13 protein-coding genes, 1 pseudogene, 1 riboswitch and 1 other annotated feature are annotated in these 16832 nt (G+C 53.7%); all 14 genes and pseudogenes read right to left on the bottom strand.

Annotated features, from left to right (window positions below; all coding sequences use genetic code 11):
- Positions 1-702: 702 nt before the first annotated feature.
- Complete coding sequence (gene dnaJ / locus DW089_RS04815) at positions 703-1869, bottom strand: molecular chaperone DnaJ (protein ID WP_105327276.1); 1167 nt, start codon at positions 1867-1869, stop codon at positions 703-705.
- A 22-nt stretch (positions 1870-1891) separates the two neighbouring features.
- Positions 1892-3751, bottom strand: coding sequence for a molecular chaperone DnaK (dnaK, locus tag DW089_RS04810; protein WP_105327275.1), 1860 nt, complete (start codon positions 3749-3751; stop codon positions 1892-1894).
- A 58-nt stretch (positions 3752-3809) separates the two neighbouring features.
- Positions 3810-4412, bottom strand: a complete 603-nt coding sequence (grpE, locus tag DW089_RS04805) for a nucleotide exchange factor GrpE (RefSeq protein ID WP_118286875.1) — start codon at positions 4410-4412, stop codon at positions 3810-3812.
- 9 nt (positions 4413-4421) lie between these two features.
- The gene (hrcA, locus tag DW089_RS04800; protein WP_105327273.1) at positions 4422-5465 is read right to left on the bottom strand and encodes a heat-inducible transcriptional repressor HrcA; all 1044 of its coding nucleotides are present in this window, start codon (positions 5463-5465) and stop codon (positions 4422-4424) included.
- Positions 5466-5557: 92 nt separating this feature from the next.
- Positions 5558-6727 carry a radical SAM family heme chaperone HemW gene (gene hemW, locus DW089_RS04795; RefSeq protein ID WP_118286874.1) on the bottom strand — a complete coding sequence of 390 codons (1170 nt, stop codon included), beginning with the start codon at positions 6725-6727 and terminating at the stop codon, positions 5558-5560.
- Between the two features lie 131 nt (positions 6728-6858).
- The gene (gene ttdB / locus DW089_RS04790; protein WP_105327271.1) at positions 6859-7479 is read right to left on the bottom strand and encodes a L(+)-tartrate dehydratase subunit beta; all 621 of its coding nucleotides are present in this window, start codon (positions 7477-7479) and stop codon (positions 6859-6861) included.
- Positions 7479-8378 carry a L(+)-tartrate dehydratase subunit alpha gene (gene ttdA / locus DW089_RS04785; RefSeq protein WP_118286873.1) on the bottom strand — a complete coding sequence of 300 codons (900 nt, stop codon included), beginning with the start codon at positions 8376-8378 and terminating at the stop codon, positions 7479-7481. Before ttdA ends, ttdB begins: the two co-directional genes overlap by 1 nt.
- 65 nt (positions 8379-8443) lie before the next feature.
- On the bottom strand, positions 8444-9715 hold the full coding sequence (locus tag DW089_RS04780) for an SLC13 family permease (protein WP_118286872.1): 1272 nt from the start codon (positions 9713-9715) through the stop codon (positions 8444-8446).
- Positions 9716-9970: 255 nt separating this feature from the next.
- Entirely contained in the window at positions 9971-10624 is a 654-nt protein-coding gene (locus tag DW089_RS04775; protein ID WP_370450904.1) for a GntR family transcriptional regulator, read from the bottom strand.
- A 174-nt stretch (positions 10625-10798) separates the two neighbouring features.
- Positions 10799-10930 (bottom strand): annotated as a pseudogene (locus tag DW089_RS11790) (GntR family transcriptional regulator); the annotation flags it as partial.
- Between the two features lie 115 nt (positions 10931-11045).
- On the bottom strand, positions 11046-12848 hold the full coding sequence (gene lepA / locus DW089_RS04770) for a translation elongation factor 4 (RefSeq protein WP_105327267.1): 1803 nt from the start codon (positions 12846-12848) through the stop codon (positions 11046-11048).
- A gap of 164 nt (positions 12849-13012) precedes the next feature.
- Complete coding sequence (gene rpsT, locus DW089_RS04765; protein ID WP_105327266.1) at positions 13013-13276, bottom strand: 30S ribosomal protein S20; 264 nt, start codon at positions 13274-13276, stop codon at positions 13013-13015.
- A gap of 63 nt (positions 13277-13339) precedes the next feature.
- Positions 13340-15034 carry a 2-isopropylmalate synthase gene (gene leuA, locus DW089_RS04760; protein ID WP_118286870.1) on the bottom strand — a complete coding sequence of 565 codons (1695 nt, stop codon included), beginning with the start codon at positions 15032-15034 and terminating at the stop codon, positions 13340-13342.
- Positions 15035-15090: 56 nt separating this feature from the next.
- Positions 15091-15322: a binding site (T-box leader), on the bottom strand.
- Between the two features lie 94 nt (positions 15323-15416).
- Entirely contained in the window at positions 15417-16592 is a 1176-nt protein-coding gene (locus DW089_RS04755; RefSeq protein ID WP_105327264.1) for a phosphoribosylaminoimidazolecarboxamide formyltransferase, read from the bottom strand.
- A gap of 49 nt (positions 16593-16641) precedes the next feature.
- Positions 16642-16719, bottom strand: a riboswitch (ZMP/ZTP riboswitch).
- Positions 16720-16832 lie beyond the last annotated feature (113 nt).

Genomic DNA, 16832 nt, shown 5'->3' with positions numbered 1-16832 from the left:
AGAGGTTTATATTATTAGGAACTGTCTACTTGACGGGGAGCACACCACGCTTGCAGAAGGCATTCAAGCCACTACTGATCAGCTGCTAACTGAACTGTAGTATTAGTATTGAGAAGAACTGAAAACCGTTTGGGCACCCCCCCCTTTAAAGCGTTGCGCTCACATCTAAGAGTCCAACAATTTTTCAAAGGGATTCTTGGTTAATGTGAACCATGTGATAGCAGTCTGTGAATCAAGCTCTTTGAGTGCAGATGAACAGCTAGCTGCGAACCACTAAGGAAGTTTAATTTTTTCCTTTCAAATCCCCCCAAAAATGTCCGCGGATTGCACTACACCTCACCCGGACAAACTCCGGACAGAAAAAGAGCCTTCTGCCTGGGGAAGCAGAAAGCTCTTTTTCGAAAGGAAGTTGTTTATGATGATTTGATGGGGAAGATGTAACAAGGAGGGGTAATCCCTGTTACAGTTAAAGTATAACGCATTAGCCGCAAAAAATAAACCCCTATTTTTTGAATTAATTGTGAAATGAATATAACAAAACGCTCGATATGTCAAACTCCTTGTATTTCTGCGGTCCAAACACATAATATTCTTCTTAGTGTTTTTATAATTAATTGCTTTGTGTTTTGTTTGGCTACCCATTTTCCATTTGCACCCAGAAAAAAACAGGGCCGCTCCTCAAGGAACGGTCCTGTTTCAATCCTATTTGAACAAATCTCTTATTTTGTTCATAAAGCTTTTTTCTTCCGGGTTGATGTTGCTGCCGCCGGCTTCTGCGAACTTCTTCAGTGCATCTTTTTGTCCATCGCTGAGGCCCGTAGGCACAACCACCTTTACCCGTACCAGCTGGTCGCCTTTTTGTCCTGTACGCAGGCTGGGAATCCCTTTTCCTTTCAGGCGCAGCACCTTATTGGGCTGGGTCCCTTCCGGAATCTTCACCGTAACCTGGCCATACAGGGTCGGTACCTTGATTTCATCGCCCAGGGCTGCCTGGACAATGCTGATAGGCACTTCACAAGTGACCGTAGTACCATCTCGTTCAAAGAACTTGTGGGGTTTCACGTACAGGTATACGTACAGATCCCCAGGGCGTCCGCCCCGGAAGCCTGCTTCCCCTTCGCCGCCAACCCGCAGCCGGGATCCATTATCCACGCCCGCAGGAATCTTGACCTTCAGTTCTCTCTTCTTCTTTACCCGGCCAGTACCATGGCAGGACTTGCAGGGGTTGGTGACAATCTTGCCCGTACCATTACATTTGGGGCAGGTATGCACGTTGACCACCTGGCCAAAGAGAGAATTCTGGGTAACCCGAATCTCCCCTGTACCATGGCATTGAGGGCAGACCTCCGGCTCGCTGCCGGGAGCAGCACCCGTACCATGACAGTCCGAGCACTCCTCCTCCCGGTTCAGGCGAACCTTCTTTTCGGTGCCAAAGGCAGCTTCCTCAAAGGTAATCTGCATATCCATCCGCAAATCCGAACCCTGGCGCGGGCCCCGGTCAGCCTGACTCCGGCTGCGGCCGCCTGCTCCGCCAAAGAACATATTGAAGATGTCGTCCATGCCTTCGCCGCCAAAGCCGCCGCCAAAGCCCTGGAAACCCTGGAAGGGGTTCCCGCCAGCAGCCCCGGCGCCTCCCCCGTTCTGGAAAGCCGCATGGCCGTATTGGTCATAGGCGGCTCTCTTTTGGGGATCGCTGAGTACGCTGTAGGCTTCGTTGGCTTCCTTGAACTTCTCCGCTGCCTCGGGGTTGTCTTTGTTCAGATCAGGATGATACTTACGTGCCAGTTTGTGATAAGCCTTCTTCAGCTCATCTGCGGTTGCGTTTTTGGACACACCCAGCACTTCATAATAATCTCTCTTGTCTGCCATCAGTATCTCCCTCTAGGAAAGCTTATTTCTTGTCGTCGTCCACAACTTCAGCGTCAACTACATCGTCGTCGGCTTTCTTGCTTTCGCTGCCTTGGGCACCTGCACCTGCGCCAGCATTAGCGCCTGCGCCGGCACCAGCACCGGTGTTCTGGTTTTGTTTGTACAGTTCTGCGGACAGGTCATACAGCGGTTTTTGCAGGGCTTCGGTACCAGCTTTAATCTTGTCGGTATCGTCGGACTTCAGGGTTTCCTTCAGGGAAGCGATGGCGTCTTCTACCTTCTTCACCAGGTCGTCATGACCCTTGCCGTTCATATCTTTTACCGTCTTTTCAGCCTGGTAGATCAGGGTATCAGCCTGGTTCTTGGCTTCAACGGCTTCCTTGCGTTTCTTATCGGCTGCTTCGTTGGCAGCAGCTTCCTTCACCATCTTGTCCACTTCTTCCTTGCTCAGGCTGCCAGAAGACGTAATGGTAATCTTTTGTTCCTTGCCGGTGCCCAAATCCTTGGCGCTTACGTTAACGATACCGTTGGCATCGATATCGAAAGCAACTTCGATTTGAGGTACTCCCCGGGGAGCAGCAGGAATGCCACCCAGTTCGAAACGACCCAGGGTCTTGTTGTCGGCAGCCATTTCCCGTTCGCCTTGCAGTACATGGATATCTACAGCCGGCTGGTTATCAGCAGCGGTGGAGAATACCTGTTTCTTGGAGGTAGGAATGGTGGTGTTCCGGTCAATGATCTTGGTCATTACGCCGCCCATGGTTTCAATACCCAGGGACAGAGGAGTAACATCCAGCAGCAGAACGTCTTTTACATCGCCTGCCAGTACGCCGGCCTGAATGGCAGCGCCCATAGCAACGCATTCATCAGGGTTTACGCCGTGAGCAGGATCCTGGCCCAGGGTTCTCTTGATGGCTTCCTGAACAGCAGGAATACGGGAAGAACCGCCTACCAGCAGAATCTTGTTGATGTCTTTGGGGCTCAGGTTAGCATCGGACAGGGCTCTGTGGGTGCAGTCGATGGTCCGGTCAACCAGGTCGCTGGTCATTTCGTCAAATTTGGCTCTGGTCAGGTCCATATCCAGATGCTGCGGGCCATTGGCGCCTGCGGTAATGAACGGCAGGTTGATGTTGGTGGTCAGCATGTTGGACAGTTCAATCTTGGCCTTTTCAGCAGCTTCACGAATCCGCTGCATAGCCATCTTGTCGCCGGTCAGGTCAATGCCGGTGTCTTTCTTGAATTCGTCGGTCATCCAGTTCATGATGCGCTGGTCGAAGTCATCGCCGCCCAGGTGGGTATCACCGTTGGTGGATTTTACTTCGAATACGCCGTCGCCCAGTTCCAAAATGGACACATCGAAGGTGCCGCCGCCCAGGTCATAAACCAGGATGGTATGGTCATCGGTCTTATCAATGCCGTAAGCCAGTGCAGCTGCGGTAGGTTCGTTGATAATCCGTTTTACTTCCAAACCGGCAATCCGGCCAGCGTCCTTGGTGGCCTGCCGTTGGCTGTCGTTGAAGTAGGCAGGAACCGTAATAACGGCTTCCGTTACTTTTTCGCCCAGGTAGCGTTCTGCATCGCCCTTCATCTTTTCCAGAATCATGGCAGAAATCTGTTCCGGGGTGTAGTCCTTGCCATCAATGGTCACGGTGTATTTGGTGCCCATGTGCCGTTTGATGGAGCTGATGGTCCGTTCCGGGTTGGACACAGCCTGGCGTTTGGCCAGCTGGCCTACCAGTCTTTCACCATTTTTGGTGAAGCCTACAACGGAAGGAGTCAGACGGCCGCCTTCCTGGGTGGTGATTACCGTAGGTTCGCCGCCTTCCATAACGGCTACAACGGAGTTGGTGGTACCTAAGTCAATACCTATAATCTTAGACATAATGAATTCCTCCTGTCAAATCTCGCTTCTTACGCTTTACGCAAAGGTTATCTATTGATTAAGAGTTACGCACAACACGAACCTTGGAATGGCGGATGACCTTGTCGCCGATCTTGTAGCCCTTTTCCAGGACCAGATCCACGCTTTCATCCGGCAGGTCAGGGTTCCCGCCCTGCATAACGGCCTCATGAATGTTGGGATCGAAGGGTTTTCCTTCCGCAGGAATTTCCTCGATGGACAGATTCTTGAGGGCTTTTTCAAACTGCTTGTGGATTTTTTCCATCCCCACTTGGATGGCGCTGGTATCAGTGGAGTTCTTCAGGCTTTCTTCCGCCCGTTCGAAGTTGTCCAGCACCTTCAAAAACTCCTTGGAAACCTGGGCCGTAACAAACTGGCTCAGCTGTTCCCGTTCTTCATTGTTGCGCTTTCTGAAGTTATCGAAATCTGCCTGCAATCTTAAAAGACGGTTTTGCAGGTCCTGGATTTCCTTGGCCTGTGCGTCAAGCTTGGCATCCTTGGGATCCACGGCTTCTGCTTTGCCGTCCTCAGTCTGGGCCTTGGCATCTGCCTTTTCAGCAGCCTGTGCGGCGGCTTGTGCCTGTGCTTCAGTTTCAGCTGCGGCAGTAGTTTCTTCTTTTACCTTCTGCTGTTCTTCTACCATAGTTCCTCCCTACTTTTCGTCTATTTTACTCATAACCACCCGTAGGTAATCATGCAGGTAATCCATAACGGAAATTACTTTCTTGTACTCCATGCGGGTTGGCCCCAGTACGGCCAGGGTTCCAATCACCTGTCCGTTCAGCCGGTAGGTGGCCTGAATCATGCTGCAATCTTGAATGCCGGAGAATTTGTTTTCGCTGCCAATGGTCACGCGCATGCCCGAATGGGCACTGTCCGCTTTCAGCATATCCTTGAGCATCTGCTCCTCTTCCAGGACGCTGAGCAGCTCCTTGATCCGTTCTGGATCCCGAAATTCCGGCTGGCTCAGCAGCTGCTTGGTGCCTCCCAGGAACATCTTGTCCTCACTTTGTCCGGACTGCATTTGCCGGATTCCCTTGATCAGGGAAACGTACAGGGCTTTGTCCCCTTGGAGGGTGTCGCGCACTTCTTGCAGAACCGCATCGGTGATATCGTTCAGCTTCATCCCATGAAGTCTGTTGGTCACCCGTTCTGCCAGGGCATCCATTTCCATCTTGCTCATGCCGGCAGGGATTTGGATTACACCATTATCCATCTGCCCGTCATCTTCTACGATGCACAAAATGGCTTGATGCTCATTCAGGGGCAGGAACCGGATATAGGAAAAAGCACTTTCCCGGTCCTTGTTGGCCAGCACCACGGACACGTTCTTGCTCATCCTGGATAATATCTTGGCGGTGGACTGAAAAATGTCGTCGATGCTGTGTACCCGTTCCCGGTACCAGCTGTTGATCAGCGCCACATCATTGGGTGAGAGGGTGTCCGGTTTCACCAGAGAATCCACGTAGTAGCGGTAGGCTGCTGCGGAGGGAATCCGGCCAGCCGAAGTGTGCGGCTGCTCCAAATAGCCCAAAAGCTCCAGGTCGGACATTTCGTTCCTGATGGTAGCGGGGCTGATTCCCAGGTTGTATTTTCTGGCGATGGTGCGAGATCCTACAGGCTCAGCCGTTTCGATATAATCTTCAATGATGAGTTGAAGTATTTTTTTCTTGCGGTCACTTAGCACTGTAATCATCTCTTTTCTAGATTGTTAGCACTCAAACCATTGGAGTGCTAACATCTAATGGTAAAGATACACCTATTTAGTCAAATTGTCAATACTTTTGACTAAATATTTTTTTCTTTTTTAGCCTCCGGCGGCACCGTGAGAAAAGTCTCAAAGGCCAGATTCCCAAAGCGCATGCCCTGGGGCGTCAGGTGGATATTGTCCCCCTCCTGCTCCAGCCAGCCCCGGGATTGGCACTCCTCCCAGGCTGTTTCATAAAAGGGAAAGAAGGCCGTTCCCGTGCGCTCCTGAAACTCCATCAGGTTCAGCCCCTGCCGGGTTCTCAGGCTCATAAAGACCAGCTCCTCCCGACGGATTTCCGGGGTGAGGGTTTCCACTTCCAGGGGTTTTCCTTCAATATATTCCCGGATACCCGCAGGATTGGTTTCCCGACGCTTACCATTAAACCGGCAGGCCCCGCAGCCAAAGGCCATATAGGGCAGGTAATGCCAGTATACCTGGTTGTGGAGGGACTCCTGGCCGGGCCGGGCGAAGTTGGCGATTTCGTAGCGCTGGTACCCGGCCTGGGGCAGGGCGTCCATCAGGTAGTCGTACATGGCGTCCACCGCCTCGTCAGGGGGCAGGCTCAGCTGCCCCTTGGCCAGCTGCCGCTCCAGCTGGGTCCCCTCCTCTACAGTCAGGCCGTAGACGGAAATATGGTCCACGCCGGTGGCAATCAGCTTCTGTAGGGAATCCTGGACTCCCGCCAGGGTCTGGGTGGGATACCCGTAGATTAAGTCCCCGCTAATCCGGGCAAAACCGGCCTCCCGGGCCAGCTGCACAGCCTCCGCCGCCTCCTCTGCCGTGTGGATACGGCCCATCAGGGCCAGCTCCCCGGGCTGGAAGGATTGGATTCCCATACTCAGCCGGTCAAAGCCCAGCTGGCGATAGGCCCGGAGACTTTCCAGGGTTACCGTGCCCGGATTGGCTTCCAGGGTAGCCTCTGCCGGGTGCTGCCAGAACCTCCGGTCCTTCAGGGCCTGGACAATTTGGGCCAGCAGCTCCGGGGGCAGGACGCTGGGCGTACCACCGCCAAAGTAGATGGTAGCCGTAGGGCTCAGCGGCAGGTCCGGCTCATAGGCGCGAATTTCCTCCACCAGCCGCCGGGTATACGCTTCCATTACCTGGGGAGACTGGATCTGATAGGAAGCAAAATCACAATAGCAGCATTTATGGACGCAAAAAGGAATATGAATGTAGATACCTTGGTACAATTGCCAGCGTGGCCGCATGGAGTTCTCCCCTCTTTCTGTACATTTCGCAAGTTCCTACCTATTGTAGCACAAATGGGACCGGGGAGAAAACGGCGGCAGTAAAACAAAAAAGCCATGCCGCAGCATGACTTTTTTGTACCCATCTTACTTTATTTAATGAAACCTACGTGTTTGCTGATGTCTTCATAGACTTTCTCAGCGGTGGCCTTGAATTGCTTCTTGTTTTCTTCAAACAGGTTGCCGCCGTGGGTATCTACAGCCACGATCAAGGGTCCCAATTCTTCTACTTCGCTGGTCCACAGGGTTTCCGGCATACCCAGGTCTTTCCATTGGGCATCAATGATTTTCTTGAAATGCACAGCGGAAACTACAGCACAGCCAGCAGGGAATACGCAGAAAATGGTTTTGTGTTCTTTGCAGGCTTCCATGGTGTCTTGGCCCATGCCACCCTTGCCCACAATCAGCTTTACGCCAGTTTGTTCAATGAAGGCTTTTTCGAACTTTTCCATACGCATGGAAGTGGTAGGTCCAATGGATACCATTTCGTATTGGTCTTCGCTGCCAGGGATGGGGCGAACGATGGGGCCTGCGTGGAAAATAGCGCCGCCTTCCAGGTTTACGGGCAGGGCTCTCTTTTCTTCAATCAGCCGGCGGTGGGCTACATCCCGGCAGGTGGTAATCTTGCCGGTCAGGTAGACGATATCGCCAATCTTCAGGTCAACCAGGTCTTCGGATTTAATAGGTGTATGCAGAACGATTTTATTAGCCATTATAATTGTACCCCCTTGTGAGAAGTGATGGTGTAGTTCAGGTCTTTATCGAAAATAATGTGGCCGCGGCGATGGTTCCAGCAGCCGATGTTGATGGCTACGCCGATAGCGGACGGGTGACGGGCGGTGTTTTCGATGTGCACGCCCAATACGGAAGCGGAACCGGTCATGCCTTGGGGTCCCAGGCCAATCTTGTTGATGCCGTCCACCAGCAGGTCTTCCATTTCAGCAGCTCTGGGGTTGGGGTTGTGGGTGCCCAAAGGACGCATCAGGGCTTTCTTGGACAGCAGGGCAGCGGTTTCCACGGAGGTGGCTACGCCTACGCCAACCAGGAAAGGAGGGCAGGCATTGGGGCCATAGGTGTACATTCTTTCCAGCACGAACTTGGTAACGCCTTCATAGCCTTCGCCCGGCATCAGTACCATGGCATGGCCCGGCAGGGTGCAGCCGCCGCCAGCCATATAGGTGTCGATTTCGCAGGTGTCGGAGTCCGGAACGATTTCCCAGAATACGGTAGGAGTGCCTTTGCCCACGTTCTTGCCGGTGTTGTATTCGTCAAAGGTTTCTACGCTGTTGTGGCGCAGCGGGGTAGCAAAGGTAGCCTGTACGGTAGCTTCTTTCAGCAGGGCTTCCAGTTGGCCGATCAGGGGGAAGTTCTGGCCGCATTTTACAAAGTATTGCAGCACGCCGGTATCCTGGCAGGAAGGACGATCCAGTTCCTTGGCCAGTTCCTGGTTCTTGGCGTAGGTTTCATACAGCAGCTTGGCAATGGGCACCGTTTCCTTGGATGCCAATTCCTTTAATTTGGCTGCTACATCATCGGGCAGCACCTTGGCCGTATAGCCTACAAATTTGGCCATAATGTCGGTCATCTGTTTTACTTGTTCTTCTTTGGACATGTTCATTTCCTCCTTATTGGGACAATCAAAATGGGTTGGGATACTCTATTTAAGGTACTTGTTCCTTAATGGTAGAAGGGGAACAAGATGGGAAGCAGAATCAGGGAGACTACATAGCCTACGATTACCATGGGCAGGCCCGCTTTCACGTAGTCGTTGAAGTTGTACCCGCCGGGGGCAAAGACCATCATGTTGGCCGGCATGCCGATGGGAGTAGCAAAGGCCAGGGAGCTGCCGATAACCGTAGCTACGATAACAGCTTTGGGGTCAGCGCCCATAGCAGCGGAGATGTTCAGGCTGATGGGAATCAAGAGGGCTGCGGTAGCAAAGTTGCTCATGAAGTTGGTCATGACGCAGGACAGCAGCAGCACTACAGCCAGCAGCATGAAGGGAGAAGCGTTGGAGCCCAACAGGCCGATTACGGAGTCTGCAATGTAGGCGCCGGCGCCGGTTTTTTCCAGGGCCTTGGCCAGAGCCAGGGTGCCGCCGTACACGAACAGGGTTTGCAGGTCGATGGATTTGTAGGCTTGTTTTTCAGAGATAACGCCGGTGGCTACCAGGATGATGGCGCCGATGCAGCCGGACAGATAGAATTTGATGCCGATTTGTTTTTCGAAAATCATGGCGATGATGGTGAGTACCATGATAATCAGGGAAGCTTTTTGTTTCCAGGCCGGTACGGAGGAGAAGTCTTGGGCTTCGTCGTACACGCTTTCGCCTTCAGAACCAGGTTTCTTGTTGGGCAGGAATTTGTAGCCTACAGTGGCGAAGAAGGCAATGCCAACCACCAGGATGGGCAGGCCTACATACCCGTATTCGAAGAAGCCGATGTCAGCGCCGATGGCTTGCAGGGCGGATTTGCCCAACAGGTTGCCGGGAGCGCCGATAAGGCTCAGGTTGCCGCCCATGGCTGCTGCAAAGATTAACGGCAGGAGCAGCCGGGAACGGGCAAAACCGGATTTGGCGGCAATACCGATAACCACGGGAATCAATACCGCAGCGGTACCGGTGTTGGACAGGAACCCGCTCATGAGACCGGTAACGGTCATCACGGCTACAATCAGTTCCCGTTCGGAATGGGCAAACTTGGTAACAATGCCGCCGGTCTTGTTGGCCATGCCGGTTTCAAAGAAGGCACCGCCGATGATGAACATGGCGACGAACAGGATCAGGTTATTGTCCACAAAGCCGGCAAAAGCATCCTTGGGGGAAAGCACGCCGGTGAGCACCAGGGTGATCAGGGCAATCATGGATGTTACGGCCAGGGGGAGTTTCTCGGTAACGAATAGGATGATGACAAAAAGCAAGAGAAGCAAGGTGATGGAAATCGGGGTCATGACAATTCCTCCTTCAGGGTGTTGATTTCCGTTGTTTATTTTGGATACATATGTGATATGTGATAATGTATCCATTTCATAGCCATAATATACCGCTGATTTTTTCTCCTGTCAACACGCACATTTGAATTTTCTCATAATTGGGTACAAATAAAGGCACCGCCCTAGTCTTGCAAACTAGAACAGTGCCTGTTATTCCTATTATTCTACCGCACAAGGACATTCCCCATTTCCTGTGCAGCCAAAAAAATCCATTTATCCTTTATTAACCGTATTCCGATAGTTGGTCAGGAGGTTTTCCATACTCCGTTCCATATGGGCCCGCATGAGCTTCTTGGCCTTTACCGCATCGTGGGCTCTAAGGGCAGCCATGAATTTGGTATGTTCCGCAAAGGAAATCTGGGCGTATTCGTTTTCGCTGACCAGAAAGCCCAGGGATAAACCGTTCCACAGGCTGGCCAGAATCTGGGCCAGCTTGGGATTGTCCGAGGCCTGCCAAATGGCCATGTGGAAGCTTTCGTTGTAGTGGGTGTACTCGCTGTAGCGCTGTTCTTCCATGCACTTTTTCATGGCGGCGTACACTTCCTCCACCTCGGAAATATCGCTGCCCGGCCGGGCCGCCAGGGCGGCCGCCTCCCCTTCCAAAAGGGTACGGACGGCAAAATGATCCCGAATGGCCTTTTCGTTGATGCCCATGACCACGGCGCCCTTATTGGGCCGCAGCCGGACCAGTCCCTGGGCCGCCAGCAGCTGCAAGGCTTCCCGCACGGGGGTCACGGACACCCCCATCTGTCTGGCCGTATCCGCCAGGTTCAAGATGGTGCCTTCCCGGATTTCCTGGCGCAGAATGGCTTTGCGCAAATAGGCAGCCACCTGCTCCCGGGCAGGCAGTAAATGAATCTTGTTCATGGGAACCTGGGTTTTCGCCGTCTGTTCCGCCTTCACCCGGGGCCGGTCCACTTCCCCCGTTTCCGTGCCCTGCTCCTCCAGGGCCAGCTTGCGGGCATCGTCCGCAATGACCACGTGCCGGTTCTGCAGCCGGGTAGCCAGCCCGGAGGCCAGCAGGTTCTGCAGCGCCTCCCGGATGGGCATTCTAGATACCCCAAACTGCTGGGCCAATTCCACTTGTTTTAATTCCGTACCAGGCTGCAGCTCCCCCTTGCAAATCTGGTTCCTGATGGATTCGTAAATCACCTCTTGGGTGGGTTTATACATTTCCATTGGTTTGCTCATCTCCCGCGGCCCCCTTGGGCCTGTATCAATCTCGCAGCTTCTTCCTTGGTGCATTTCCTAGTGTAGTTCACAGGTCAAGGAGCTTTCCTGCTTTGGGTTATTTATCCATCTTCAGGATGGCCATAAAGGCTTCCTGGGGCAGTTCCACAGAGCCCACCTGCTTCATGCGTTTCTTACCAGCCTTCTGTTTTTCCAGCAGTTTCCGTTTCCGGGTAATATCGCCGCCGTAGCACTTGGCCAATACGTCCTTACGCATGGCGCTGACGTTTTCCCGGGCGATAATCTTGCTGCCGATGGCTGCCTGGATGGGAATTTCAAACAGCTGGCGGGGAATCAGTTTCCGCAGCTTTTCTACCAAGGCACGGCCCCAGACCTGGGCCCGGTCCCGATGGACAATGGCGGACAGGGCGTCCACCCCTTCCCCGTTCAGGAGAATATCCACCTTCACCATGTCGGAAGGCCGGTAGCCGCTGAGTTCGTAGTCCAGGGAAGCGTAGCCCCGGGATACGGATTTCAGCCGGTCAAAATAGTCGAAAATGATTTCACTAAGCGGCAGGGCGTAATGGATCATCACCCGGTTTTCGTCCAGGTAGGTCATATTCTCGTATTCGCCCCGTTTTTCCTGGGACAGTTCCATGACTGCGCCCACATAGTCCTTGGGCACAATGATGGTGGCGTTCACAAAGGGTTCTTCCACGTGTTCAATCACCGTAGGATTGGGGAACTGGGACGGATTGTCCACCATTTCCACGTCCCCGTTGGTCTTCACCACTTCGTAGATTACGTTGGGGGCGGTGGTAATGAGGGTCAGATTGTACTCCCGTTCCAGCCGTTCCTTGATAACGTCCATGTGCAGCAGGCCCAAAAAGCCGCAGCGGAAGCCAAAGCCCAGGGCCGAGGAGGTTTCCGGTTCAAACAGCAGGGACGCATCGTTGAGCTGGAGTTTTTCCAGGGCATCCCGCAGGTTATCGTAGTCGGAGTTGTCCACCGGGTACAGGCCGCAGTACACCATGGGGGTAGCTTTCCGGTAGCCGGGCAGGGGCTCCTTGGCGGGCCGTTTGTTGTCCGTTACCGTGTCGCCCACCCGGGCGTCCTTGACGGTCTTGATGGCGGCTGCCAGGTACCCTACCTGGCCTTCGCCCAGCTGGTCCACATTCACCATGGCCGGCCGGAAGACGCCCACCTCGGTGACCTCGTACACCTTGCCGGTAGCCATAAGCCGGATGGACATACCGGTTTTCAGGACCCCGTTCATTACCCGGACGTAGAGGATAACGCCCTTGTAGGCATCAAACTTGGAGTCGAAAATCAGTGCCTGGAGAGGGGCTTCCGGGTCGCCCTTGGGAGGCGGTACCCGCTTTACCACAGCTTCCAGTACTTCGTCCACGCCCAGGCCGGTTTTGGCACTGCACAGGACGGCGTCGCTGGCGTCAATACCCAACACGTCTTCTACTTCCTTTTCCACCCGCTGGGGATCTGCGCTGGGCAGGTCCACCTTGTTGATGACGGGAATGATTTCCAGGTCGTGCTCCATGGCCAGGTACACATTGGCCAGGGTTTGGGCTTCGATGCCCTGGGTGGCGTCAATCACCAGCAGCGCCCCTTCGCAGGCAGCCAGGGCCCGGGATACTTCGTAGGTAAAGTCCACATGCCCCGGGGTGTCGATCAAGTTCAGCATATACTCCTGTCCGTCTTTGGCCTGGTAATGCAGCTGAACAGCCTGATCCTTGATGGTGATGCCCCGTTCTCTTTCCAGTGACATGGAGTCCAGTACCTGGTCTTCCATTTCCCGTTTGGAAAGGGTTCCGGTTTTCTCGATCAGCCGGTCTGCCAAGGTTGACTTGCCATGGTCAATATGGGCAATAATGGAAAAATTTCTGATATGATCGCTTTTGGCCATTCTTATTTCTCTCCCTAAAAGGTAATTCAAGCTTTGGAATTTACAATCGAATAGTTTATTATATCATGAAAAGCCGCATCTTGTCTAAGGCTGCGCCTTTTGCCTGTTTTATACGACAAAAAAGGCCGGCAACTGTAAAGAGTTGTCAGCCTTCCTGGCCAATCTTATTTTACTGCATTTACTTTCTTTGCTAAACGAGACTTTTTGCGAGCTGCGGCTTTTTTATTCACCGTACCTCTGCGAGCAGCTTTATCTAATAAGCTCGTTGCTACCTTCAAAGTGGCCTGGGCCTCATCTTTGGATCCTGCAGCAGCAAAAGCTTCAACCTTGCGTGCGGTGCTGCGGATTTCAGCTTTAACCGGGCCATTGGCAGCGCGTCGTTCGGCATCAGTCTTGACACTACGAATGGAAGACTTAATATTCGGCATGTTTTCACCTCCACCAATAAGCTTTACCAAAGTATTCTACCATGGTTGGGCATAATGTGCAAGTCATTTCTCAAGAGATTTTTCTGAACGGTTGATGGCATTGATGATTCCTAACAGGGAAGCGGTGTTGATATTGGGGTGAATGCCTACCCCAAAAATGTGCTTGCCGTCCGGTTTGGCCAGCTCAATATAGGAAATGGCCTTGGAATTGGAGCCCTGGGAAATGGCGTGTTCGTGGTAGTTGATGAAGCTGTAGCCGTCCACCCCAATCTTGTGGAGGGCGCTGAAGAAGGCATCGATGGGGCCGTTGCCGGAGCCGATAATATGCACGTCGGTGCCCCCGGCCTTCACATCTCCCTCAAACACCGTATTGGAGTCCTCAGCGGCTTCCTGGTTGTCGTAGACCCGATGCTTGCCCAGCTGATAATTGCCCTGGAAATCCACGTATTCCTTGTTGAACAGCTCCACAATCTGGCTGGCGGACAGCTCGTCCCCGTACTGGTCGGCGGCTTCCTTAACAATATGGCCAAATTCCGGGTGCATTTCCTTGGGCAGGTAGTAGCCCACCGCCTGCTGCATCACAAAGGCGGCACCCCCCTTGCCGGACTGGCTGTTGATGCGGATCACCGGTTCGTACTCCCGGTGGATATCCGCCGGGTTGATGGGCAGGTACGGCACTTCCCAATACCGGCTGTTGGTGTCCGCCATGTACTTGAAGCCCTTGCGGATGGCGTCCTGGTGGGACCCGGAGAAAGCGGTGAACACCAGCTCCCCGGCGTAGGGATGTCTTTCGTGGACCTTCATTTTGGTGACACTTTCGCAGATGCGCTTGATCCGGTTGATATGGGAGAAGTCCAGCTTGGGGTCCACATTGTGGGTGTACATATTCAGGGCCAGGGTGACAATATCCACGTTCCCGGTCCGTTCCCCGTTGCCAAACAGGGTCCCCTCTACCCGTTCCCCGCCGGCCATCAGGGCCAGCTCTGCCGCGGCTACCCCTTCGCCCCGGTCGTTGTGGGGGTGGAGACTGATAATGGCCCGGCTGCGGTCCTTCAGCTTCCGGCAGAAGTACTCAATCTGGTCCGCATACGTATTGGGGGTGGACATTTCCACCGTGGAGGGCAGGTTGATGATGACCGGCTTTTCCGCCGTGGCCCCCAGGGTATCCAGCACCGCTTCGCAGATTTCCACAGCGTAGTCCGTTTCCGTGCCGGTAAAGCTTTCCGGGGAGTACTCGTAGCGGATGTTCATGCCGCTTTTGGCCACTTCCTTCTCCGTCAGCTCCCGGATCAACTTGGCCCCGTCCACGGCAATCTTGGTGATGCCGTCCATTTCCTTGTCAAACACCACTTTCCGCTGGAGGGTGGAGGTGGAATTGTAGAAGTGGATAATCACGTTCTTGGCGCCCCTTACGGCCTCAAAGGTCTTTTCAATCAGCTCCGGCCGGGCCTGGACCAGCACCTGGATGGTTACATCGTCAGGGATATAGTGGTCCTCGATCAGGGTGCGCAGGATTTCGTATTCCGTTTCGGAGGCTGAGGGAAATCCCACCTCGATTTCCTTAAAGCCGATTTTCACCAGGGTGGTAAACAGCAGCAGCTTTTCTTCCAGCTGCATGGGGGTTACCAGGGCCTGGTTCCCGTCCCGCAGATCCACGCTGCACCAGATAGGCGGCTGGGTAGTGGTTTTGTCCGGCCAGGTCCGGTCCGGCAGGGATACCCCCTGAAAAGGAATGTATTTTTTAATGGGTTTTTGCATTTTTGTTTCCTCCTTGTTTTCCGGGGGCAACAAAAATCCCCGCCCCCCAGGTATTGTCTAGGGGCGGGGAAAAATTTCCACGCGGTACCACCCTTGTTTCAGTCAGCGCTGCTGACCCTTTCACCTCTGCTAAGGCTAAGGTCTGTAACGGGACCTCCCGTTCCGGACTACGTATCACCCGGACGACTCAGGAACCAGTTATCCATGCCCAGCAGATTATCGGCTCACAGCAGCCGCCGACTCTCTGAAAATCTCACTGCGCATCTTTTCTTCCGTCATAGTCATTGTTTACAAGCTTTATAGTTTATGGTGGTAATTATACGGTTTTTAGTAACAGATGTCAACAAATTCCCTAAAAAACCTCCACGCCGGGCGAAAAGTGTTAATGATGGAACAGACGGACGCCGGTCATGCACATGGTGATGTTGTGGGCATCGCAGGCTGCAATCACCAGGTCGTCCCGGATGGAGCCGCCAGTTTGGGCAATATAGGCCACGCCGCTCTTATAGGCCCGTTCGATGTTGTCGCCGAAGGGGAAGAAGGCATCAGAACCCAGGGACACCCCGGTATTTTGGGCAATCCAGGCAGCCCGTTCTTCCCGGGTCATAGGTTCCGGTTTTTCCGTAAAGTATTGTTGCCACTTGCCGTCGGCCAGCACGTCTTCCGCTTCGTCAGAGGTGTAGACGTCAATGGTGTTGTCCGTTTCCGGACGGCTGAGGCCCGGTTTGAAGGGCAGCGCCAGGACCTTGGGGCTTTGGCGCAGCCACCATTTGTCGGCCTTGTCCCCTGCCAGCCGGGTGCAGTGTACCCGGGACTGCTGGCCGGCGCCTACGCCGATGGTCTGGCCGTCTTTGACGTAGCACACAGAGTTGGACTGGGTGTATTTCAGGGCAATCATGGCAATCAGCAGATCCCGGACCGCTTCCTCCGGCAGTTCCTTGTTCTTGGTCGGCCGGTTTTGCAGCAGCGCTTCCGTAATCTGGTCATTGTTGCGTTTTTGTTCAAAGGTAATACCAAACACCTGCTTGGTTTCCAGTTCTTCCGGTTCATAATCCGGGTCGATTTCAATTACATTGTAGCGGCCCTTTTTCTTGCTTTTCAGGATTTCCAGGGCTTCCGGTTCGTAGCCCGGGGCAATGACCCCGTCGGACACTTCGTGCTTCAGCACCCGTGCCGTAGCCACGTCGCACACGTCGGACAGCGCCACAAAATCCCCAAAGGAGGACATGCGGTCAGCACCTCTGGCCCGCACATAGGCCGAAGCCAAAGGCGACAGCTCCAAACCCTCCACCCCATACACCTTTTCCATGGTTGCGTTCAGCGGGCTGGCCACAGCCGCACCGGCCGGGCTCACATGCTTAAAGGAAGCGGCAGAAGGCAGGCCCGTGGCCTTTTTCAGTTCCCGCACCAGCTGCCAGCTGTTGAAGGCATCCAGGAAGTTGATATAGCCAGGGTTGCCGTTTAACACCGTAATCGGCAGATCTTCACCGCCAGCCATATAGATTCTGGCAGGAATCTGATTGGGGTTGCAGCCGTACTTTAATTTCAATTCTTTCATAGATGCTTTTCCTCCTTTTTTACGAAAAAACCGACCTATCCCGGGTCAGCTTTTCTGCCCAGACGGTCGGCGGTCTTGGGCCATGCTCCCTGTGGTTTACCCACTTCCGTCAGTTACATGACCTGCTACAAAAATTATAAACTTTCCACAGGCCAGTGTCAATCTAAAGGCGGAGAAGCAGTTCCTGTCCCAAAACAAAAGGGGCAGCACAACCAAGGACGGCTGTGCTGCTCTTATGGG

The organism is Acidaminococcus sp. AM05-11 (genome assembly GCF_003472805.1).
GTDB lineage: Bacteria > Bacillota > Negativicutes > Acidaminococcales > Acidaminococcaceae > Acidaminococcus > Acidaminococcus hominis.
The sequence above is the reverse complement of the archived record's forward strand: the minus strand, read 5'-3'. Positions and strand labels throughout refer to the sequence as shown.